At 52.9% G+C, this 22,690-nt stretch carries 18 protein-coding genes and 1 pseudogene; 11 read left to right on the top strand and 8 right to left on the bottom strand.

The features are described from left to right. Positions 1–288 precede the first annotated feature (288 nt). The 5 genes from ACYVG7_RS02865 to ACYVG7_RS02885 are packed head-to-tail and all read left to right on the top strand — an operon-like array spanning position 289 to position 7,315. The gene (locus tag ACYVG7_RS02865) at positions 289–1,110 is read left to right on the top strand and encodes a hypothetical protein (protein WP_460881742.1); all 822 of its coding nucleotides are present in this window, start codon (positions 289–291) and stop codon (positions 1,108–1,110) included. 6 nt (positions 1,111–1,116) lie between these two features. Next, positions 1,117–3,915: a DEAD/DEAH box helicase gene (locus ACYVG7_RS02870; RefSeq protein WP_460881743.1), complete on the top strand. Its 2,799-nt coding sequence runs from the start codon at positions 1,117–1,119 to the stop codon at positions 3,913–3,915. Between the two features lie 2 nt (positions 3,916–3,917). Continuing rightward, entirely contained in the window at positions 3,918–5,885 is a 1,968-nt protein-coding gene (gene pglZ, locus ACYVG7_RS02875) for a BREX-3 system phosphatase PglZ (protein WP_460881744.1), read from the top strand. A gap of 3 nt (positions 5,886–5,888) precedes the next feature. Beyond that, positions 5,889–6,611: a hypothetical protein gene (locus tag ACYVG7_RS02880; protein WP_460881745.1), complete on the top strand. Its 723-nt coding sequence runs from the start codon at positions 5,889–5,891 to the stop codon at positions 6,609–6,611. Next, complete coding sequence (locus tag ACYVG7_RS02885; RefSeq protein ID WP_460881746.1) at positions 6,608–7,315, top strand: hypothetical protein; 708 nt, start codon at positions 6,608–6,610, stop codon at positions 7,313–7,315. Before ACYVG7_RS02880 ends, ACYVG7_RS02885 begins: the two co-directional genes overlap by 4 nt. 1 nt (position 7,316) lies before the next feature. On the opposite strand, the gene ACYVG7_RS02890 is transcribed toward ACYVG7_RS02885, so the two are convergent. Beyond that, entirely contained in the window at positions 7,317–7,631 is a 315-nt protein-coding gene (locus ACYVG7_RS02890; protein ID WP_460881747.1) for a hypothetical protein, read from the bottom strand. A gap of 134 nt (positions 7,632–7,765) precedes the next feature. Between ACYVG7_RS02890 and ACYVG7_RS02895 the strand changes: the two are divergent. Beyond that, positions 7,766–7,951 (top strand): annotated as a pseudogene (locus ACYVG7_RS02895) (hypothetical protein); the annotation flags it as partial. A 183-nt stretch (positions 7,952–8,134) separates the two neighbouring features. Continuing rightward, positions 8,135–8,371 carry a hypothetical protein gene (locus ACYVG7_RS02900; RefSeq protein WP_460881748.1) on the top strand — a complete coding sequence of 79 codons (237 nt, stop codon included), beginning with the start codon at positions 8,135–8,137 and terminating at the stop codon, positions 8,369–8,371. 304 nt (positions 8,372–8,675) lie between these two features. On the opposite strand, the gene ACYVG7_RS02905 is transcribed toward ACYVG7_RS02900, so the two are convergent. After that, complete coding sequence (locus ACYVG7_RS02905) at positions 8,676–9,938, bottom strand: ABC transporter substrate-binding protein (RefSeq protein ID WP_460881749.1); 1,263 nt, start codon at positions 9,936–9,938, stop codon at positions 8,676–8,678. A gap of 1,271 nt (positions 9,939–11,209) precedes the next feature. Continuing rightward, positions 11,210–12,328, bottom strand: coding sequence for an ABC transporter substrate-binding protein (locus ACYVG7_RS02910; RefSeq protein WP_460881750.1), 1,119 nt, complete (start codon positions 12,326–12,328; stop codon positions 11,210–11,212). A 193-nt stretch (positions 12,329–12,521) separates the two neighbouring features. Between ACYVG7_RS02910 and ACYVG7_RS02915 the strand changes: the two genes are divergently transcribed. The 3 genes from ACYVG7_RS02915 to ACYVG7_RS02925 are packed head-to-tail and all read left to right on the top strand — an operon-like array spanning position 12,522 to position 15,593. After that, the gene (locus ACYVG7_RS02915; RefSeq protein ID WP_460881751.1) at positions 12,522–13,577 is read left to right on the top strand and encodes a FecCD family ABC transporter permease; all 1,056 of its coding nucleotides are present in this window, start codon (positions 12,522–12,524) and stop codon (positions 13,575–13,577) included. After that, complete coding sequence (locus tag ACYVG7_RS02920) at positions 13,570–14,340, top strand: ABC transporter ATP-binding protein (protein WP_460881752.1); 771 nt, start codon at positions 13,570–13,572, stop codon at positions 14,338–14,340. Before ACYVG7_RS02915 ends, ACYVG7_RS02920 begins: the two co-directional genes overlap by 8 nt. Before the next feature lie 5 nt (positions 14,341–14,345). Continuing rightward, positions 14,346–15,593, top strand: a complete 1,248-nt coding sequence (locus ACYVG7_RS02925; protein ID WP_460881753.1) for an MFS transporter — start codon at positions 14,346–14,348, stop codon at positions 15,591–15,593. Positions 15,594–15,784: 191 nt separating this feature from the next. Here ACYVG7_RS02925 and ACYVG7_RS02930 read toward each other — a convergent pair whose 3' ends face one another. Then, positions 15,785–16,942 carry an iron-containing alcohol dehydrogenase gene (locus ACYVG7_RS02930; protein ID WP_460881754.1) on the bottom strand — a complete coding sequence of 386 codons (1,158 nt, stop codon included), beginning with the start codon at positions 16,940–16,942 and terminating at the stop codon, positions 15,785–15,787. 175 nt (positions 16,943–17,117) lie between these two features. On the opposite strand from ACYVG7_RS02930, the gene ACYVG7_RS02935 reads away from it, so the two are divergent. Then, on the top strand, positions 17,118–18,002 hold the full coding sequence (locus ACYVG7_RS02935; protein WP_460881755.1) for an AraC family transcriptional regulator: 885 nt from the start codon (positions 17,118–17,120) through the stop codon (positions 18,000–18,002). 70 nt (positions 18,003–18,072) lie between these two features. Here ACYVG7_RS02935 and ACYVG7_RS02940 read toward each other — a convergent pair whose 3' ends face one another. From ACYVG7_RS02940 to ACYVG7_RS02955, 4 genes are all read right to left on the bottom strand, one after another. After that, positions 18,073–19,104: a Fic family protein gene (locus ACYVG7_RS02940; protein ID WP_460881756.1), complete on the bottom strand. Its 1,032-nt coding sequence runs from the start codon at positions 19,102–19,104 to the stop codon at positions 18,073–18,075. 299 nt (positions 19,105–19,403) lie between these two features. Beyond that, positions 19,404–20,180: a nuclease-related domain-containing protein gene (locus ACYVG7_RS02945; protein ID WP_460881757.1), complete on the bottom strand. Its 777-nt coding sequence runs from the start codon at positions 20,178–20,180 to the stop codon at positions 19,404–19,406. 38 nt (positions 20,181–20,218) lie between these two features. Continuing rightward, positions 20,219–21,862: an HNH endonuclease domain-containing protein gene (locus ACYVG7_RS02950; RefSeq protein ID WP_460881758.1), complete on the bottom strand. Its 1,644-nt coding sequence runs from the start codon at positions 21,860–21,862 to the stop codon at positions 20,219–20,221. Further along, complete coding sequence (locus ACYVG7_RS02955; RefSeq protein ID WP_460881759.1) at positions 21,855–22,448, bottom strand: class I SAM-dependent methyltransferase; 594 nt, start codon at positions 22,446–22,448, stop codon at positions 21,855–21,857. The genes ACYVG7_RS02950 and ACYVG7_RS02955 overlap by 8 nt, the downstream gene beginning before the upstream one ends. Positions 22,449–22,690: the final 242 nt, after the last annotated feature.

Genomic DNA, 22,690 nt, shown 5'->3' on the forward strand with positions numbered 1-22,690 from the left:
GTGCCTCCTGCATGGAGACGCGATTAGATCACAGACGATCTGCCTGTTCAAATTTCATTAACAAAGTGCGATCCCGCCCTGCTAACAGAAGCGGGGTTTATTGTTGCCAATGTATCGTCATTAGACAAAAAGAAAGGTAGTTTCAATGCTGTAACTAATGCTACTTCTGTTAAGCAGGATCTAGTTATTTCAGCCTACAAACCAAGTGACAGCTTTGAGGCACGTTTTAATAATGAAGCACAAACAGAAGAAGGTGTCTGGGATTTTGTCCGTACCCACCTAAACTATTTGCCTGTTACTAAGCAACAAGGTAAATTATGGCTATTTATTCCGGAACGAGATCCACGTATATTATTTGACCAAATGGTAGCTTATTATGTACGTAGAGGCTATCCAGTACCTATATCCAGCCAAGAATTTCAACTTGGGCTTGCACAGCGCTTCATCGAGCGTAATGGTATGTTTTTTCTACCAGAACAAGTCGCTGAATACGATAAAAAGAAGCTAACTTCTGGAGAATTAATACAAGCATCTCTTTTTGTAAAAGACGAAGCATCTGCTATCGATTGGCTCCGTCAGCTTTTAAAAACTAAGCCGCAGACCTTTGCCGATATTAACCCACAGTTTATGCAGCAGTTGGGCGGCTGGAGTAAAAACGAGACGCCTCTTGATCTGCGTGAACTGCTCAGTCAAAACTTCCTTTGTTACGATGGCAATGATTTAGTGCCTGAGCAGATCCACACATACCTTTCTACTAACTGGAAAGAGCTGCGTAATTTGGCGAAAAATGATCCAGCCCTAGTGGCTAAAGCTAAGGATCGTTGGTATGTCCCTGACCCCAATAAAGCAGGTGACTTGGAAAAATTACGTGAAAAATCGCTGCTTAAAGAGTTTGAAGAGTACAAGGCCGCCAAAAAGAAGCTCAAGGTGTTCCGTATTGAAGCAGTGCGGGTAGGCTTTAAGAAACTCTGGGAACAGCAGGAGTTTGCCGCTTTGATCGCCGTGGCCGAGAAATTGCCCAACAAGGTATTGGAAGAGGATCCTGTGCTACTGATGTACTTTGATCAGGCCGTGACCTTAAGCCAGGTCGATGCCGACGATGAGTGGTAAGCCGTCATGTGGCAGGTAGGAGACTGGGCCTGGAGTCAGGCCCATCAACAGTATGCCAAAGTGATTGAAACTGCTGGCCTTTGGGGCCAGCAATTTTATCGCGTCTGGTTGCAGCAACAAGATGTGGTGCTCAAGGTACCGGCTGTCGATCTCAGCTCACGGCCCGCACAGCCTGTGGTGACGGCTGAGGCATTCTGCTATTTGGCCACCGCTGCCAAAATTGCCAATGCTCAGCAAGAAGACACGTTGTTAGCACCGATCGAATCAAATGTGATCCCGCTACCGCATCAGCTCAAGGCGCTTACCAAGGCGATGAGTAAAAAACAGGTGCGTTATCTGTTTGCCGATGAAGTTGGCCTGGGAAAAACCATCGAAGCCGGGCTGGTGATGCGCGAGTTGAAGTTGCGCGGCTTAGCCAAGCGTATTCTGGTCTGTGCGCCAAAAGGACTGGTCAGTCAGTGGGTCAGCGAAATGCAGACCCACTTTAACGAGTCATTTCAACTGCTGCTGCCCGGTGAGCAAAAACCGCAACATGAGCAGGAGAATATCTGGTCGCGCCATGATCAGGTGGTCTGCCCGGTTGACAGTATCAAGCCCATCGAAAGCCGAAAAGGCTGGTCACTCAAACAGCTCAATGAATACAACAAGCTGCGGTTTGATGATCTGTTTGCCGCTGGATGGGATCTGATCTTGATTGATGAAGCCCACCGACTCGGCGGTAGTACCGATCAGGTCGCCCGCTACAAGCTGGGCCAGGGACTGGCCGAAGCCGCCCCCTACCTGTTGCTGCTTTCCGCTACGCCTCATCAAGGTAAAAGCGATGCGTTCCATCGCCTGATGGCACTGCTGGATACCGAGGCCTTCCCAGATGTCGGCTCTGTGACCCAAGAGCGGGTGCAACCCTTTGTGGTCCGCACTGAAAAGCGGATCGCCATTGATGGCGAAGGCAAACCGCTGTTTAACCCCCGACAAACCGAGCTGGTTGCCGTAGCGTGGCAAGATCAGCATGCCTTGCAGCGCCATCTCTACGAAGAGGTCACCGAGTACATCAAAGAAGGTTACAACCAGGCGCAAGCCAAACAGCAAAATGCCATTGGCTTTTTAATGATCCTGATGCAGCGCTTGGTAAGCTCCAGCAGTGCGGCCATCGCCCGCACCCTTGCTCGTCGACTCAATGTGTTGGAAAACAAGCGGGTTGAAGAGGAGTTGCCCCTGGCCTTTGCCGATGAGTGGGCCGATCTGGATGGTCAAGCCCAGTTGGATGAGTTATTAGCCCAATGCCAAGCCTCGCTGGAGAATGAGAAGAATGAGGTTCGCCGCCTACTGGCGTTAGCGGAGCAGTGCGTCAATGCAGAAAATGATGCCAAAGCCGAAGCGCTGCTCGATTGGTTATACCGACTTCAGCAAGAAGAGGGTAACCCACATCTGAAGATGTTGGTGTTTACCGAGTTTGTGCCAACCCAAGAGATGCTGGCCCAGTTCTTTATTGAACGGGGGATCAGTGTGGTCTGCCTCAACGGCTCCATGGATCTGGCAGAGCGCAAAAAAGTGCAAGCCGCCTTTGCCGGTGACATCCGCATACTGATCTCCACCGATGCCGGTGGCGAAGGTCTCAACCTGCAGTTCTGCCATGTGATTGTGAATTACGATATGCCCTGGAACCCGATGCGCATGGAACAGCGTATTGGCCGCGTCGATCGTATCGGCCAACGGCATATCGTTCGTGCCCTGAATTTCGTGCTCGAAGATACTGTGGAGCATAGGGTTCGTGAAGTTCTCGAGACCAAGTTGCAGATCATCCTGGATGAGTTTGGTGTTGATAAGACCAGCGATGTATTGGACTCCTCCGCCGCCAATCATCTGTTTGATGAATTGTTTATCGCCTCTATCACGGATCCTGCATTAATGGATCAGGAGCTAGCCAAAGCTTTGGCTACGTTAAGAGACGGAGCGGTCGATAAGCGGCAGCAGGACGCGCTGTTTGGCGGTGATGATCCCTTATCTGCCGACGACTATCGCCAAGCCCTGAACCACCCGCTGCCTTATTGGATACAGAGCATGGTTGCCAATTACTTGCGTTGGCAACGCAGCATGCAGCAATCCGCGGATTTCATTGAGGATCAGGAAGGTGGACATACCCTAATCTGGCCTGATGGCGCAGCATGGAGTGGCGTCACCTTTATGGGGAAAGAGGCCCAGCAACGACCCGAGCTGACCCATCTCACATTGGAAAACCCCAAGATCAGAGGGCTATGTAGCCAATTACCGGTATGGAGTGAAGCACAACCGATCCCCTGTGTCAGGGTAAAGTCGTTACCGGCAGGAGCCAATGGTTACTGGGCATTGTGGAGTATCCGCCTGGTAGCAGGTCAAGAGCGCCGTTGCCAATACATGCCGGTCTATATCAAGCCGAATGGTCAATATTACGCTACCGCGTCGCAGCGAGTCTGGGATGCGGTCTGTAGTAAAGAGTTCGACATCTTGCCTCAAGAGTTGGCCGCCGCACCGGCTGAACATCAGTCAGTCTATGCCCTGCTACATCAGGCAGCGCAACAGGAAGGCAAAGCGATTTTCGAGAGCATGTTGGCAGCTACTCAAATCGATTTAGATAACCAGAATGAGAAAGGCGAATACTCATTTAACGCACGAAAACGCGCGATAGAGCGCGTCGGATTACCAGAGGTTCGGCAATACCGTTTGCGTCAACTTGATAGTGAATATGCACTGTGGCGTCAGGAGCTGGACAAAAAGCGTAACGCGATTCCGGACATGATGCTGCACGCCGCTTTTGAAATTAAAGGATGAATATGACTTGGCAGGATGATGTTATTCAAAAAGTAAACTTGGATGGTTCGTTTGTTTACATCGTTAACGATCCCGATGGACTACTCTTTGAGCCAAAAATATCGGCTGCCTTGCAAACCAAAAATGCCATTTTATTTGATGACGAAGATCCTCTCGCACTTCGCCTAGCGTATGAAGCATGGAGAAAACTGGCCAGAAAAAACTCCTTTGTGATCCGTCTAGACCAGAAAGGAGAGCTATTTATCCCCTATGACATTCAGGCCGAATCAAGGAAAATTGACTTCCATTTGTCTGAGTTTTTTCAGGACATTGATTTATCAGCACTCAGATTGCTCCCAGCGTCGTTATTCCAGTCGGTCATGGATGCCATAAAACTATTTACGCCTGGGAAACTGAGTCAACAGTCCAGTCTCGATTTCTTACTTCGCCATATTTATCGCATAGCTCCCGAGACGATCCAGACTAACACCGATCTGGTTAGGCTATTAATCAGAAAGCACTATGTTGGCATTGAGATGCCTACGCAGATTGAAGATCGGCTTATTCATTTGCTCACTCTTACGCCAAAATTTAAATGTTGGGACTTTAATACATTAGTTCCGAACAGAAGTACTTTTTTTGATTTCTTGCAGCAACAATGGGAAATGTATCTGCAGAGCGAATCACTCAACACCATTGCAAATACCTCATGGCCAAGTGAACAACTTATTGTGCCATTTGCTGATAGTGACATCCGTGTGTTTATTGACAACTTATTCGCCGAAGGCATTATCAAGCCGGTGAAAGCAGATGGCCTGCCCGCTGGACATTGGGCTTGGTTTGGCATTGCTAAAGAGCCGGAGATAACTGAACGCGAACGGATAAGTCTCTTACTGAAAAATGCCAAGGCTTGCTTTGAACAATGCGAACTAGAAAGTATCAATACTGAATTCTGGTTTGAGCAGTCACACTCGCTCGGGATTATGAATGCATTGTTTTATGAAAACAAAAAACAACCGCCTGTTGCTGCGCTGGCCGAAGAAATAAAGAGATTAAATACCACTGCGGATTTTCTATTTCAGGAATGGCTACGTTTAAACTTTATAAAGTTACAAACCACCCCCACGGTTCGCTATCCGGCAATGTTGCATAAAGTCCCTGATTGGTTATCACGGCGCGTGGATAGTGGCAACAAAGTATGTCTACTGGTTTTAGATGGCATGGGCGCTCGACAGTGGCCATTATTGCGTAATCACTTGCAGATGTGTGCCAATATTTCATTGGAAGAACATGCCTGTTTCGCTTGGGTGCCCACAATTACATCCATATCACGACAAGCCTTATTCTCTGGCAAGAAGCCTTTTTCATTTGCAGACTCTTTGCTGACCACCAGTAAAGAGGAGCAGCTGTGGCTTGATTATTGGCAAGAGAAAGGTTTAGCCAAGCGTGAAATAAAATATGCTAAAAAAATAGAGTCGCTATCGAATGACCCATGGCAAGACTTAATAACATCACCAAATGTTAAAGTAGCCGGGTTGGTCATAAACTTTATTGATGAGCAAATGCATGGCATAAAAAATGGGATGTCTGCTTTAAATATGGTCGTGGATGGTTGGCTAACTGACTGGAATTTCAAAGAAAGAATTGCCGAATTATTAGACGAAGGCTTTGAAATTATCATTACTTCAGATCATGGCAGCCAGGAAGCGACGGGAATAGGATATATCAATGAGGGAGTGAAAGCAGATACCAGAGGCGAACGAGTACGGATCTATCACGATCCGGCCTTGCGTGACAGTACTGCTCAAGCCTGCCATGGATCTGTGATAGCATGGCCCGGTCCTGAACTAGGGCTTCCTAAAGCAACATACCCGCTGCTTGCCAACGCGAATAGTGCCTTCAAAAGCAAAGGCGATGTCATTGTTGGACACGGCGGGATCAGCCTCCATGAGGTCGTAGTTCCTTTTGTCATTGTGAATAGAAAACAATAGATTATGGTTAAAACTCCAGGCTTCTGTCGCCATGTTGAAAAAGAGTGGCTCGAACAATCTCTTCGTTGGGTAGCAAACGGGGCCAGCTCTGCTCAGCTAAATAACAGCCTTGATAACTTTTTAAGCGCCTATATTGTCTCCAAAGAAAACCGCCGTAAAGCGCGTAATTTGCTTACATCAGTTTGGACCCAACCCGTCGATCAATATATAAAGAATTTCTTTGATAAAGGAATTGAATTACATAAAGATGCTGAATCATTTTCCCTACCTATTCATTGGGGCATGTTAATTGCGAGAAAGCCATTCTTTGCCGAAGTAGCTCGCTTTATTGGTCGACAATCAAGACTAAATAACACTTTTACTTATGCCCAAGCTTTTCGACGCATGAGTATGCTCTATGGTGAAACCGAAGCCACCAGCAGAGCGTTAAGTGCCGTATTAAGAACCATGATGGAATTGGGCATATTAAAACGAAACATAAGCCCAGCCTGTTATTCTATTGTTAATCAACGAGTCAGTATAAGTAGTCATCTGGCAAACTGGCTGCTTGATGCTTTGCTCATTTCATCAAACAAAGAGAGTATTTCTCTTGATGATGCCTTGAATGATCAGGCGCTCTTCCCCTTCCACCTTGATATTAACTTATGCAATCTTGATATGTCGGCATTTGAATGTCTGCAACAAGGAAACTCAATTGTAATTTTTAAAAGGAATATTGAGTCATGAAACCCGCTATTGGATTTAATCGGCATTTAGAGATGGACTGGCTAGTCCAAACCGCATCCTGGTCAGCAAATGGGGTTCACGGCCAAGCATTGAAAAATAGAATTGATGCATTACTTGCCCCCAGCTTTGACAGTAAAGTTGCCCAAGACAAAACCAGAAATCTGCTCTTTGGGATTTGGGATTCGGAATCAAAGTCCGTACCCAAAGCATTTCATGACGATGCTTGTAGACTGCTTATTGAGCACAGTGAGGTGAATATTGCCATTCATTGGGGAATGATGCTGGCCAAGTATCCATTTTTTTATAATGTCACATCGCAGATTGGTAGAATGGCTAAACATGAAGGGTTATTTATATACTCTCAGTTAGAACAACGTATCACCGAAAACTATGGCGACACATCGACTATTAAGCGTTGCATTCAATTTGTTGTTAGAACCTTGATGAATTTGGAGTTGTTATCCAATCCAAAGCAGGGTTTATATCAGTTGCGTAAGCCAATCACAATTAATCATGACAGTGTTATTGCTTGGTTAGTCGAAGTGTCGGTGAGAGCAGAAGGAAACTCAAGCAAAAGTATGTCAGCCATCAGTAACGATCCAGCTTGGTTTCCATTCGATATTAACTTTAATGAAAACAGACTATCGTCTAATACCCGTCTAGATGTTCATCATCAAGCTAACGATGCTATTGTTTTTATTTGAATTAAAGCCAATGACTTGGTATCGTTATACCATAGTTATTGGCTACATACTTTAGCGTCATGATTATCTCTTTGTGCAGATCTTCATCAAATGCAGCACCATTTCGCCGCAATTCAACGATAGCTTGTAATTCTTTTAGCCTGAACATATCTAGTTTGTAAAAATTACCCCAGGAAGGTTCACCAAAAAGATTGTAAATAACAACGGTACTATCCCGTTCGCTTGCCAAACGTTTTTCCCCACTGATTTTAGTCAGCGCAATTTCCGCTTCGTCTTTATCTTCGTAAGTAGCTAATAATTTCATTTGATCTGCCAAACAGCTTCATTTACTACTGTTAATCATACATCCATACCCAACAGCCACGCTACCGATTAGCTCGAGGGGAGCTAGTCGGTAGCAAGGATTGTAATGACCCACTGAAACACCGATAGCCCCAGGTCGGTTACAGCCAAGATGAATTCGTTAAGCTTACTTTTCAGGACATTACTCATCCAGACGATTTGGACTCGGATTTATACCTGTTACGACAGTTAATCGATGACGAGATAGACCGTTACCAATTAGAAAAACGGTATATCACTAAATCAGGTAATACCATTGTGTGGTTGATCAGCGTTCACTCAAGCCTGAAATGAACTGGACGGTGGCGGGATAATCGCTGCTGCCCTGCTTCAACGCGCAACGCAAACCCTGGCTCACGTACACTCAGTTCCCCCGAGCTTGCCGAAAATAATGTCAATCTATTAACCCGTTCATGTTTCGACACCATGAACGGGCCTATCTGTGCTACCGAATCTCTTATCTCACTAGAGATACAGATGACGAGGCTGGAATGGTCAAATGCGCAGGTAGAAACGCGGGTAGAACCCAAACCCAAGACACCGGAGCTGGTACTGGCTCTGTTGTCGGCGGAGCCTGATTTGACGCTAAAAGAGGTGGCACTTCGGCTTGATAAAGCAACCAGTACCATAGAGCGGGCCGCCTCTGGTCTGGTCAAAGCCGGTCGCTTACGTTTTGTCGGGCCGCGCAAGCGTGGTCGGTGGGAGCTGTTGTGATGAAAGAGACAGGCAACGAATTCCCAACTCTCAGTGCTTGAGTCTCCTTTGGCGCCATCTTTGTGTTTTGCTCGCGGTAAACGCTGGGCTTCGCAGGCTCAGCACCAGCCTACAACGGTTTTTGCCGGATGCATGGCTGTCCTTTGGTGATCTCGGATGCTCATTAAAAAACATCAACAAAATCAGATATATATAAAATACCTAATAAAATCAATAAGATATAATATATTGATTTTATTAGGTATTTTATTGCTGTTTCACTGGCGCTGTGGCTTGGGCAGGCGCTGGGCGGCGTCTGGGGTTATCAAGGCGGGGGGACGCCGGTGGGTGGTGTGGTTAGAGGGAGCGGGTTGGCGGGGTAGTGTTGCTGGCGCAGCGCCTCCAGTTGAGTGAGGGTGTGTTCTATATCGGGGTGGCTGGCAAATCGGGCCATGATGGGGGTGGCGGCCCGGTCAAAGTCCGGTGGCACATCCCGATCGAAGTATTGGGCAAAACCGGCGGCGCCCTGCAGCACCTGCTTGCTGGCCGCTTGAATGGCGGAGAGCTGTTGCTGGCTTTGCCGGTGGGGGGAGAAGGTGCCGAGCTGGTGATTGAGCCGGAGCTGCACCTCGGGACGGCCCAGATAGGCCAGCAGGAGCTTGACCTCCATCATGCGCGGATTGGCGCGGGCCGGCAGCACGAAGAGATCCAGCGAGGCGTCTTCATAGCGCGGCATATCGGCGCGCAAGGTGGGAAAGGGCAGGGTCTGAATGTCGTCAATGCGCTGTTTGGGGATGGCAAAACTGCCCATCAGTGACATGGCCCCCTTGCCGTAGTAGAGGTAGGGGATGCTGTCGTTCCAATCCAGCCGGGTCATGTTGTCATTGAAGCAGCGGGCTGCGATCAGTTGTTGCCAGTGGCTGAATACCTGCCGGATGCGCGGATCCCGGTAATCCACAGCACCGCGTGTCACCTGCTGGTGAAAGGCCAGGCCGTTGAGGCGCAGGTTGAGATAGTCAAACCAGGCGAGGGCTGGCCAGCTTTCTTTTGTGCCCAATACCAGCGGCACTATTCCCTTGTTGCGTAACAGGGGGCAGCTTTGCAGCAGTTGTGTCCAGGTGGTCGGCGGGGTGAGCCCGGCGCGTTGCAGGGTGCTTTTGGAGTAGAAGAGGCCCCAGTGGTAGTAGCTGTAGGGCAGGGCGTAGGTGTGTCCCTGCCAGGAGACGGCGGCCTGCATGGCCTTGCCGAAACTGGTTTGCCAGTCCTGCTGTTGCCACAGCTCATCCATGGGTCTCAAGGCGCCTTGACGGGCATAGGCCAGCAGGCGCTCGCTACCTTGCCAGTAGAGCAGATCCGGTGAGGTACCCGCCACCAGCCAGTGAGGAAAGCGGGCCTTGTACTCGCTGTCTGTGTAGGCCAGCAATTGCACCCGGATACCGGTTTCGGCATAGAAATCCCGTAGCACGGCCACAAAATTATCCCGCTGCTGTTTGTTGCCATGCATCACGGCCAGCTCCAGCGCTTCACTCTGGCAAAAGGGGAAACTGCAAACCAGTAGAGCTAACGCCCTTATCAACTGCCTGGACATGGTAGTGATCCGAAGAAGGCCATGCATTGAGTCTAGCACACGGATTTTCGCTGTGTTGGCGGAGGGATGGCCTGGGTCTGGAGTACCAAGACTAAGTGATTCTTTAATAAATCATTATAAATCAAATAGATACAAAATAATCAATATAATCAACAAGATATAACTCATTGATTATATTGAATTTAATATTGCTGTTGGTTACTGCTGCCAGGGGTGGCGCGAGGGGTGGGCTAAAAGAGTGATTTGTATTGTCATCATTGGGGCGGTTCGGGGTAATCTTGGCAGATAAGAAATAGGTACTGGGCCTGCGGTAGTCGCAGGCGATTGAGGTTGTTCTAATAACGTCTTAAGGTTACGAACGAGCAGGCTCACCCGCTCGAGCTCTGGTAACGATCCCCCCTGACACATCGATCGGATTTGCTCAGACTCCAACGAGGTATGCTCAAGAGCCAGGAGCGATTGAATGCCGTGAATGTGGTCGTCAGAATCGGGCGAGACGATCTGCCGACTGGCAGTCTGCAGTTGCAATGATCCGACCAACTCGGCGACGTTGCACACTTGGCTGNGTCTGGTAACGATTCCCCCTGACACATCGATAGGATTGGCTCAGACTCCAACGAGGTATGCTCAAGTGCCAGGAGCGATTGAATGCCGTGAATGTGGTCATCAGAATCGGGCGAGACGATCTGCCGACTGGCAGTCTGCAGTTGCAATGATCCGACCAACTCGGCGACGTTGCACACTTGGCTGGCAATCTGATGAGTCAGGGCAAAGGGAATAGACGGTTTTTTCATGCCAGCCTCAGATAAGTCCCCTCAACGGTAGATAGCGCACCATATCAGAAATTTATCTGTCGTCTCAGCACAACGAGAGATTCTCAGGCAGTAGATCCGGCAAAACAGCACCCCGTTCGCATAACGAGTACATCATTTTTAATACGGTTATTTGTGCCTTCACGCTAGGGAACTTGTGTTGTACACTTAAGTTATTGGATGCCAAGTGGAATTCCTTTTTGCACGTATTTTTTTAGCTACATTTATAGCTACACGAAAGATTATGACTAGTGCGGTTTTCATAACAAAATCAAGGTAATGTGGGGCTGATTCATAGTACGCCAGCATACTTAAGGCCCTGAGAAATCAGGGCCTTTTTCTTTGGTCGACGGGAAAGTGTCACACTGGGCTAGTCGGCCTGAGTCGTAGCGTTATGAACGAAAATGCCGTGCAGTGGTGGGCTGCACGGCATTGGATGGATGTCGCCGATTGTCGGACTCAGGAGGCGGTTGGGGCTATCCCCAGCATAAAGGTACCTTGTGGGCGAATCGGTAGGTATTGCTGGTAAAAATTCAGGTAAGTAGCCAGTGGATCCAGATCGGCAAACAGATCGGGATACAGCGCCTTGGCCATAAACTGCATCAAGGCCGCATCCATAATGCTGCGGGTGGCGCCATGGTAGACGGCATACACGCGGTTATTCTTCACAGCAGGCAAGTTGGACCAACCGGCGCGCAGCGTGAAACCTTTCAGACGACGCTGCACATTATCGGCATCGATGTCCTGACCAACTTGCATGGCCGTGGGGCTGACCACACTTTCATAGCCGGCCATCAGGATGACATCGGGTTTGCTGGCCAGGAGTTGCTCCGGGTGGATGGTGCCCCAACTCTCAACAAACGGCGCAGCAATGTTGTCGCCACCCACCAATTCTGCCATCGCGCCCCACATATTTTTACCGTAGGTGTAACTGTATTCTGACGGCCCCTTATCTCCCAGTTCGATGTAGATCTTGGGTTTGACAACATGAGCGGCGGCCACGCGTTCTCGAATGGTGGTGACAACTTGCTCATACGCCTTGGCTATCTGTTCGGCGCGTTCGGGTTTGGCCGTCAGTTGACCCAGGATCCGCGTACTGGCCACATGGCGTTGCAGGGTCTGCGCATTGTAGTCAATAACTACAACTGGAATACCGGCCTGCTCCAGTCGCCCTAACTCGGACCCCAGTGCCTTGAATTGCCAATCAGCCAGAACCACCACATCCGGTTTGCTGGCCAGCACCTTTTCTATCGAGAAGGTCTGATCCTGCACATTACCGACATCCGGCACCTGGGCCAGCTGCGGCTTGCTGGCCACATACATATTCCAAATGGCAGGCCGCGATTTGATAAACCAACCGCTGGAGATCCCCGCCAAATGATCGAAAGCCTCATCACCACCGACAGCAAAGTAGTCTTCGATATAAAAACCGAGCAATACACGTTTGGCCGGTGTTTCGACGCTGACTTTTCGCCCCAACACATCTTCAATGATCGTGGGTTTGGCAAAAGCAAAACAGGAGCAAAGACAGAGAGTTAACAGCGCAGTGACTTTAATTAATGACTTTTTTAGGGGCATAACGTCCTCAAAGGAGTGCTAAAGGTGTAGATAATAGTTATCATTATAATAATTCTCACAAGACGCTGAGAATATCAATCCCAATCTGCATACCCGTTGAAACGCGGTCCCAAGACGCGCTCGGCATGGTCGCGTCGGGTTTCTCAGGCTTGTTTATCTGTTGAGGTTAATGTCGTGAGTTGGAGACTTTGTCATGGCTGAGGTGGCGATGCTGGAACAGGCGCTGGTTCAGCAACGTCAGCGCGAGGCCCGTCGTTGGCGTTTTCTTGCTGCGTTTATCGTCCTGATTGTGATCACCCTGTTGTTGGACATCGCAACCGGTCCATCCCAGTTACCGTTGCTCGATGTGGTGCACACCTTATGGTCACCCGCCAACACGGACGCCATGACCCGAACCATTGTGATCGAGATGCGACTGCCCATTGCGCTGATGGCACTGGTCGTCGGAGCTGCGCTGGGGTTGGGCGGCGCTCAGATGCAAACCTTGCTGGATAACCCGCTGGCCAGCCCCTTTACACTCGGCATCGCCGCAGCGGCAGGCTTTGGCGCTGCACTGGCGTTGGTGGTAAATAATCTATTCGGTCTGGAATCCCTGTTGAGCATTCCGTTAGGTGCATTTTTCTTCAGTATGCTGGCGGCCTCGATGCTATTCGGATTGGCACTGATGCGCCATGTCAACAGTCAGACCATCATACTGGCGGGGATCGCCCTGCTGTTCCTGTTCCAGTCTTTGCTCTCGCTGCTGCAGTTTGTCTCTTCGCCGGAGCTCAATCAGCAGATCGTATTTTGGTTGTTTGGCAGTCTGATGCGGACCACATGGGACTCCTTGACCATCACGTTCGTCATCACGCTGGGGTGTAGCGTGCTGCTGTATCGTGATGCCTGGAAGTTGACCTGTTTACGTCTGGGTGAGGCCCGCGCGCGCAGCCTGGGAGTCAACATCAACGCGTTACGGATCAAGACGCTGGTACTGGTGGCGCTGATGACGGCGACCGCCATCAGTTTTGTCGGCATCATCGGATTTATCGGTCTGGTTGCACCGCATATTGGCCGCATGTTGATTGGTGAAGACCAGCGCTTTCTAATTCCGCTCTCTGCGCTTTGCGGCGCCGCTATGTTGTCGATGTCCTCTGTGATATCCAAATCGATTGTTCCCGGCGCCTTGTTCCCGATCGGCATAGTGACCGCCATCATCGGGGTACCGTTTTTTATTTGGTTGATTTTGGGACGGGGGCGTAAGCATGCTTGAATTCAATCATGTCGCGATTGCCCTGGGGAAACAGGTATTGTCCCGCGACCTTTGTATGCAGCTCTCTCCTGGGCAGCTGCATGTGATCATCGGCCCCAACGGCACCGGCAAGACCAGCTTGCTGCGGGCCTTGTTCGGTGAATTACCCCTGCAAGAGGGCACGATCCAATTTAATGGCCGCACACTTGCCGACCTGGGAGCCAACCGGTGGCGACAACAGTTTGGCTATATGCCACAAAATAATCAGCTGGAGCTCGAGCTAAGTGTGCTGGAAGTGGTGGTCCTGGGGCGGTTGCAAAGCCTCAAGTTACGATTGAGCGACGATGACCTGCGCGCCGCCATGACGGCACTCCAGAGTTTGGGGATGGCGCATCTGGCGGATCGTCCGATGAGCACCCTGAGTGGCGGACAGCGCCAGATGGTGCTGTTCGCTCAGGTCTTGCTGCGGGAGCCACAGATCATGCTGCTGGATGAGCCGGTAAGCGCGCTGGATTTACAGCACCAGATGCAACTGATGGAGCATCTGCACCATCAAACTCGTCTGCGTAACTGGATTAGCCTGGTGGTGTTGCACGATCTCAATCTGGCCGCTCAATTTGCCGATGAGTTGATCGTCCTTGCTGATGGCCGCCTGCAAGCCATGGGGCCCCCTTCAGAGGTGCTCACCGAGGCGTTGATCAGCCAGCTGTACCAGGTACCGGTGCAGATCCACCATGATGATGCAGGCTTGCCTTACATTCGGACCCTACGGCGGGCGAGCTGAAGCCGATGGCCATCAAGATCCTGCATGCCGGATGGGAAATCTGGTGCGGGCTGAGTCGTGCGGCTCGTCTGCTGGTTATCAATGCCCTGGCCTTCAATCTGGGCTTCTACATGATGATGCCCTATCTGGCTCATCATCTGGGGAGCGGTCTGGAACTGGCTGGCTGGGCGGTTGGCCTGGTCATGGGGATGCGCGTGTTCAGCCAGCAAGGCTTGTTTTTGTTGGGAGGAACACTCGGCGATCGCCTGGGGTATCGGGCGGCCATCATCGGTGGCTGTCTGATCCGCTCGGGCGGATTTGCATTATTGGGCTGGGCCGAGCAACTGCCCGTCTTACTGCTGGCGGCCTTCCTGACCGGATTTGCCGGAGCCCTCTTTACGCCATGTGCCCAGGCATATCTGGCTGAGGAATGCCCGCATCCGGCCCAGCGACAACAAGCGTTTGCGTTGCACAATCTGGCCAGCGAGGCGGGCATGCTGCTGGGGCCGCTACTTGGCTTATGGCTGACGCAATCCAGTTATGCACTCACAGGCTGGGTTTCTGGAGGCGTGTTTCTACTGCTGACCGGGTTGCAATGGCACTATCTGCCGCCTCATCGCTCGGCGGTTTCTCACCCTCGAGAGAGAGTCTGGCAACAGTGGCGCACCATTCTTCGCAATCGCGCCTTTTTATGCTTTACGATCTTCTCGGCCGCCTATGGCGTGCTGTTTCATCAGCTCTATCTATCCATACCGGCATTTATTCACAGCCAGCAGCAAACTGCCACTCTGTTGGGCAGCGTCTTTACCGTCACCGCCCTGATCGGTGTCCTGCTGCAACTACCCGCCAGCCTCTGGGTACAACGGAGTTTAGGGGTAGCCCGTGGCATGGGGCTGGGGCTGGCCTGTATGGGCTGCAGTTACCTGCTGATCAGCTGGTTGGCCGCGTGGCCCGTCTTGGCCGTTCTGAGCCAGGCGGTACTCTTTTCTCTCGGCTCTATTCTGTGCTATCCGCTGTTCTCTGCGCGCCTGCCTCATTATGCGGCTCCCGGCTTGCTGGCCAGCCACTACGGGTTTTATGCCAGTGTCGGGGGCGTGGTCGCTTTGTTGAGTAACTTGCTGATCGGTCTTTGTCTCGGCGCTTCGGGTACAACGCCGCCCGAGTGGATTTGGTATCTGCTGGCGACTTGTGGTCTGGTGGCCGGTTGTGCCCTGTATCGCCAGGTCGAGCGTGAAATATCCGAAGTCCCGACGCCACAGCGGTCACCCGCCTAGTTCGAAGAGACGGCCATCCCCCCTGCCGCCCATAACTCCACCCGTGCTGCTAGTAGTGCCTTGGGTTTTCCTACTGCGCCCCGATTGAGCTGACGCATAGCCCTACCAGGCTGACGCCCACAAAAAACGCCACCGAACGGGTGGCGTTTGCATAGCTCTGCGGGTTGTTAACCCACGCGGTTCCAGATGGTTTACAGCGCCAGGCGGAGGATCTGCTTGACGTCCTCCGGGGTGATATCGCTGTGCTCACCCAGTGCGACATGGCCATGCTCGGTCAGCTTGGCGGCGACCTTGTCGATCACCTCCTCACCGAGGCCATAGGCCGACAGACGCACCGGATTGCCCATGGCGGTGAAGAAGGCTTCGGTCTGCTCGATGGCGGCGCGAGCCTTTTGCTCTTCGCTGCCCTCACGCACATCGAACACCCGCTCGGCGTATTGAGCCAGCTTGGCCTGCTTGGCGGCAAACTTGTGCTTCCACACCGCAGTTTGCACGATAGCCAGGGTCTGGGCATGGTCCAGGCCACACAGAGCTGTGATCTCGTGACCAATCATATGAGTCGCCCAGTCGGTCGGCACGCCGGTGCTCAGGGTACCGTTGAGCGCCATGGTCGCCGTCCACATCAGGTTGGCGCGCACGTCATAATCCTGCGGATGAGCCAGCGCAACCGGACCCTCTTCGATCAGGGTACGCAGCAAACCTTCGGCGAAGCGGTCCTGCACCTTGGCCTTGACCGGATAGGTGGTGTACTGCTCCAGGGTGTGCACGAAGGCATCAACCACGCCGTTGGCGATCTGGCGCGCCGGCAGCGTATAGGTGGTGACCGGATCCAGAATGGAGAAGCGCGGTTGCACGAACGGCGAGAAGAAGAACAGCTTGTCCTGAGTCTCTGCCTTGGTGATCACAGCGCCGTTATTCATCTCGGAGCCGGTAGCCGCCAATGTCAGCACAGTTCCCAGCGGTACCGCATCGCTGATCTTGCTGCCATAGGTTTGCAGGATTTCCCAGGCATCGCCCTCATAACGAGCGGCCGCGGCAATGAACTTGCTACCGTCGATGACGGAGCCACCACCCACCGCCAGGATATAGTCAATGGACTCGGCTTTAACCACGGCGACCGCTTGCATCAGGGTCTCGAAATGCGGGTTGGCTTCGATGCCACCAAACTCCTGAAAACTACGGCCCGCCAGCGCAGCATGCACCTGATCCAGCACGCCGTTCTTCTTGATGCTGCCGCCACCATAGGTGATGAGCACCTTGGCGTCGGCCGGGATCTCTTCGGCCAGCTTGGCGATCTGCCCTTTGCCAAAGTGAATGCGGGTCGGGTTGAAGTAGGTAAAGTTATTCATCATATGCCCTTGTCTAGTCTGAAGTGCCGATAGGAATACACGGCGGCGCCAGAAGCATGCCGTGGATGACGACTATCATAATAGTTGCTAGATTAAGCGCCGGTAAGCGACATTCATGGCAAATACTTGCCTATTTCTACCAAGTTAACCCAATCACCGATGAGGAGAGGCGGCGATGACCCTGGCCCGCGCCATGCAAGGCTATGTCGAACAGATGGGACTGCAGCAGCTGGAAGGCTCCATCGCCACCAGCCTGCCTGGGGTGCGCTTCTTTCGGGCGTCGCGGGGCAATCCGCGGCAACCCCTCACTTATCAGTCCGGACTGCTCATCATGGGGCAAGGCCACAAGATCATTCATCTGGGGGAGCAGCAAGTCGCCTATGGCCCCGACTCCTATCTGGTCGTCGGCGTACCGCTGCCGCTGGAGTGCGAGGCGCACTGTAGCCCGGAGGAGCCGATCCTCGGGCTGGCGGTAGACATCGATGCCCAGTCCCTGCATCGGCTGGTGGAGCAACTGTTTCCGCCAGAATCGCCGATGGAGCCCTGCCGCAGCATCGAATGCGGTCTTTCCAGTGTCAGCCTGTCGCCGCCCTTGCTCGGTGCCTGTGAACGCCTGCTCGGCGCTCTGACCTGCGAGAGTGAAGCCAGCATTCTCGGACCCGGTATCCTGCAGGAGATCCTCTACCGCGTGCTGACCGGCCCCTATGGCTATGTGCTGCTGGAGCTGGCCCGCCACGATAGCCACTATGCCCGCATCGCCCGGGTGTTGGGGCGCATTCATCGCGACTATGCCGCCCCGCTGACGGTCGAAGGGCTCGCCACCGAAGCCCATATGAGCGTGTCATCATTCCATCGTGCCTTTCGTCAGGTGACGCGGGTCTCACCGCTGCAATACATGAAGCAAATCCGCCTCAATCGGACACGGGAGCTGATCCAGCGTGAAGGCCGCGGCATCGCCGAAGCCGCCACTCTGGTGGGCTACAACAGCCCCTCCCAGTTCAGCCGCGAATACAAACGCCATTTCCAGAACAACCCCCGCGGCCACCAGACCAATAGCTGATGCCGTTGGTTGGCCAACCGGCCAACGGTGTGGCGAAGCCGTTAAGCGTCATCATCCGCAGACAGGGCCGCTATAGCAGCTGCCAGTGTCCGCCCTTACGCGGTCCGACGAAACGCAACCGCCCGTCACTCACCAAGCGGGCCGCCGCTCGTTCGACCGCACTGCGTGATTTGCCAAGCCGAATGGCTAACTCTCTGAGCGTCAATTCAGGCTCGACCGACAACAGTTGCAACAGGAGTTCTGGCGTTTTTACTGCAGGCTCACCCGGCATTTTTACCGGCGTTTCTGCCGGCGTTTCTGTCCGCGTTTCTGCCCGCGTTTTTATCGGAATAGCTGGCTGCACTTGAATAGCGCTAGCCAGCGCATCTCGCAAGGCCTCGAGCAGAAACAGAATAAAATCAGTGCAATCACTGCGACTATCCGCTCGACTCAATTGCTGATAATAGGCCTCTTGCCGGGACTGAATGACAGTCTCAACCGGCAGAAACGCGAGTACTGGCTGCCAGCGACTCAGGATCAGCGTCTGCCACAAGCGCCCTATTCGACCATTACCATCATTGAAGGGATGAATGAACTCCAACTCATAGTGCAGGGCACAAGAAGCTATGAGTGGATGAGCCTCGGTATGAACCAGCCATTCAAGCAACTGCGTCATGAGTCTGGGAACTTGGCTCGCAGGTGGCGCCATATGAACGAGCTGACTACCACGGGAAATCCCAACCCCTTGGGTCCGCCATCCACCAACCTCATCACAGAGACCCAGCATAAGACGGCCATGAGCAGTTAAAAGATCCGCAGGGGAAGCAGGATCCCAATGTGGCAGCGCCTCATACGCCGCAAACGCATTGCGCACCTCTTGAATTTCCCGCGGCAATCCCAGGACCGTTTTACCATCGATAACCGCGGTGACTTGTTCAAGACTCAAGGTGTTGTGTTCAATAGCTAACGAAGCCTGAATGGTTCGGATACGGTTTTCACGGTGTAAAAAAGGCATCTGAGAGTTCTGCGTCGCACGCCACTGTCCCACCAACTCGGCGATCTCGGCGACCCGGCTCAACAGGGCATGGGTCAACTGAAATGGCGGAGAATAAGTCGAGGTCATGGCATAGCTCCAAAGCAATCAATCAGGCGCTCTAGCTTACCAGATCCATCTTGAGCGGGTGTGCGGCAGTTCCATCCCCAACTCACAATAGCGACTGGATCCGCAATCTTGCGGCGCGCCGCCAAAATGGGCTCTGGGGTCAGATAAATACAGCAAAGACCACAGAAGGAATCCTCAACTAAACAGTGCAATGACCATTTCTGCGATCGTCACTTAGATACGAATTTGTGCTCAACATCGATTCCATGAGTGAGAGGCCAAGTAAAAGGTTAAGGGGATGCCGCCTCGTCTAAAACTGATTATTCCTGCGCGATCAGCCCACGACAGGTGGGGTAACGGGAGCAACCCCAGATGGTGTTGCCCGCATTCGCTCCGCGTTTTACCTGCCGGGAGACCATGGTGCTGCCGCAGGTAGGGCAGGATGGCGTTGCAGCCTTTTCGGCCACGATGCGTTTGACATGAGCCACATGCTCGCGGTTGGTTTTAAGGCTGCGTGCCAGACGACCGCCTTCGATCGTATCGATGATCGTCTGCACCTGCTCGGACGTAAGAACCGGTTCGGCTCTGGCCTTGATATAGCGCAGAAAGCCATTGCCGCGGGTGACATTCTCCGGCATCGGCGTCTTGAAAGTAGCGTCGCCGACAAAGGCAATCACCGAGAAGATCTGCTCATCGCTCAGCCCGAGCAACGACTGCAGAGTGCGGGTATGTTTGTAATTCTGGCGCAGCGGATTCTGAAAGCTATGGGTGCGGCGATAGATCTTCTGGGTCCAGTTCTTCTGCTGCTGACCACCAAAAATCCAGCCCTTCATGTTCTTGGTTTCGACCGTGAAAACGCCATAGACGGAGACGATCACATGGTCAATCTGGGTAGTCCCATCCTCGGTTGGTAGCGTGACGTTCTTGATGAGATGGTAGGTCGCGTTGTCCAGTCGCAGCTTGATCGCCAGATTGACGGCAAACTCCCCCAGATGCCCCTTGAACCAGGGACTCTTCACCAGCCCAATCACCAGCAGCAACGGCACCAACCACCAAGCCATCTGGAACAACGGCGCAAACAGCAGATCAAGATCCATGTATATCCTCAGTGCTCATTATCGGTTTTAAAACAGGGCTACCACTCGCCGACCTGCAGCCGTTGGCGGACACCCAAGATCTGATCCTGCATCGACTCAAACACCTCCTCATGGTTGCGGCAGTCACGGGGAATGTTCGGTAACGACAGATGGGCCTCGATGAAGAATTGCTGCTGCTCGCGCTCGCCACTCCAGGCCAGTTGCCACCAATCGAGGATGTGCGCTCGGGCGTTGCTCAGTCGCGGACGACTCGGCACCCGATCGCTCTTGCTGCCATTTTCCTGCACCGAGGCAGGGAGCAAATTCCATAGATCGTTGTTGGGCCAATAGGCAAAGGGCAGGCAGTGGTCCACTTGATAACTCTGCAGCGGATGACCACTCCAGACCGAACGGATGGCATGGCCGCCACGCGCCAGGGCATCGACCCGTTGTCGCACCCGAGCGGTATCGTGCTCGCGCTCCAGCCAAATCAGCGCCTCGTGGTAATAGTCCAGCGAATGGTTCGCCACGATATTGCGCTGGAATCGCTTCATCTGGGCAATCCACTGCTGCACCAGCAAGGGCTCAATCCAGCAGCCGTAGCTGCGTAGCGAATTCCACATCTCCTCGCTCAGAGTGAACAGGCCAAAGCTGTCGAAGAAGGCCCGATCCAGTAACACACTCTGGCTATTCTTGCGACGTAGAGCTCTCTCGATGGTGAAGAGACGGTTCTGTTTATCGCCCTGATAGATGAAGGTAACCGGCCCTTCCTGCATGGTCTTGATGGTGTCGGCAAACAGCTGCTGCAACGCCAGCGCTTGCTCGCCGACAAACAGCGCACCGATGGCAAAATCATCGGCCTTAAGCTGGGCCAGCGGCTGCCAGCCCTGCTGCGTGACAAAGCCCAGCCCCTTGCCGGTATTGGAATTTTGCTGCAGATCGGCATCCAGCAAGCGCTTGAACAACCGGATCCAGTACAGCGCCACCAGGCCGAGCGAGATAGCCACCCGCCCCTCGCTGCGATCGCACACCGCGCCTGGATGAGCATCGGCAATACGCACCAAAGTGCGTAGCAACGCCAGCTTGTAGGTGGAGCTCTTGCTGTCGTTGACGGCGATATGACGGATACGGGCCAATGCCCCGCTGCCATCATCCGGCAACTGCAGTATCGCGGTACCCTCCTGCGTCAGCGGTTGCAGCACCAGACCAAACTTGCGCGCCAGAGCGGCCAGCTCATCCTGATCCAACACTCCAGACGCATACTCGCCCAGGCAAGGCGTTATCACCAGAACACCGCCGGGTGCTAGCAGATTGCCCAGTTTGCGTAGTGCTCGCTCGCGCTGACTGGCTGCGATCGAGTGCCAGCCATTTCGACTAAGCAAAATCCGATCAAATTGCAGGTTGAGCTGATAACAGGCTGCCAACTCCGGCAGTCTGTCGGGGATCCAGCGCACCTCGGAGGCGACTGCAATCTTGTAACCCGCAGGAGCCTCCTGCACGGACACGGCTACCGAATGAGGCGCCATCGCCCCATCAGGTTCCGCCTGCTTGAGTTCAGGCGCCACCAGCACCAACTGGCCGCACTGCCGGGCCAGCCACTGCACCTCGCTGTTCGCATCGATGCCAATGGCGAGCAGCAACTGTTCAGGCTTGGGCCAGTAACGTTTCCACGCCCCATGTTGCTGCTCCAGTTGTTCACTCATGGCTAGCACCCTGCCGTTGCAGCAACACATTCAACCAGCGCTCATCCTGGCGACCGGGGCGCAGATCGGCGGTTTGCCAACTCTCGACTACTTGCAGGGGCAAACCCTGCAGCAACCTCGTCAGCCCAGCCTCATCCAGTTGGGTAAAGTGCCGACCGTCGCGGCTGACCTCACCTTGCCCATATTTGAAGGAGCAATAGAAGAGGCCGCCGCTGCGTAACTGGAGTGCCAGATGCGCCATGAGCGATGGCAACTCGGCCTGCGGCACATGCAGCAAAGAGGCACAGGCCCAGATAGCATCCAGCGGTTGTTCGGCAACAAACTCATCGAAGCGGCAGTGCAACACCGGCAAACCGGTGAGCGTGCGGGCATGCAGTACCAAGGGCCAACTGGCATCCAGCGCCGTAACCTCAAAGCCCTGCTGCAGAAAATAACGGCTATCCCGCCCCGAACCACAACCGGCATCCAGAATATGGCTCCCTGCCGCCAGATGGGGCAGAAACTTGTCGTACAGACTCTGCATCTGGACATCGAGGGTACCGACAATAAACGCATCGGCATGCTGGTCGTAATAGGAGATGGACATGGGCACAGGGATAAAATGTCAGAGGTGACAGGTACCTTAGCAAAATTGAGTCCCAAGGCAGAGCACAATATTCTGCGCGGCATCAGAGCAGAGGCTTTCGAGCCTTCAACGGATAGAGCGCTATAGATCTGCCGAGCAAGCATACCGGTTTACCAACGAACCTCAGAGATCCCCTCATTTTTAGAGACTCAAATAATTCCAAGTGTGCGGGTATATAAGCGGTGTTGCTTCAGGTAGTAGAT

The organism is Pseudaeromonas pectinilytica (assembly GCF_054780855.1).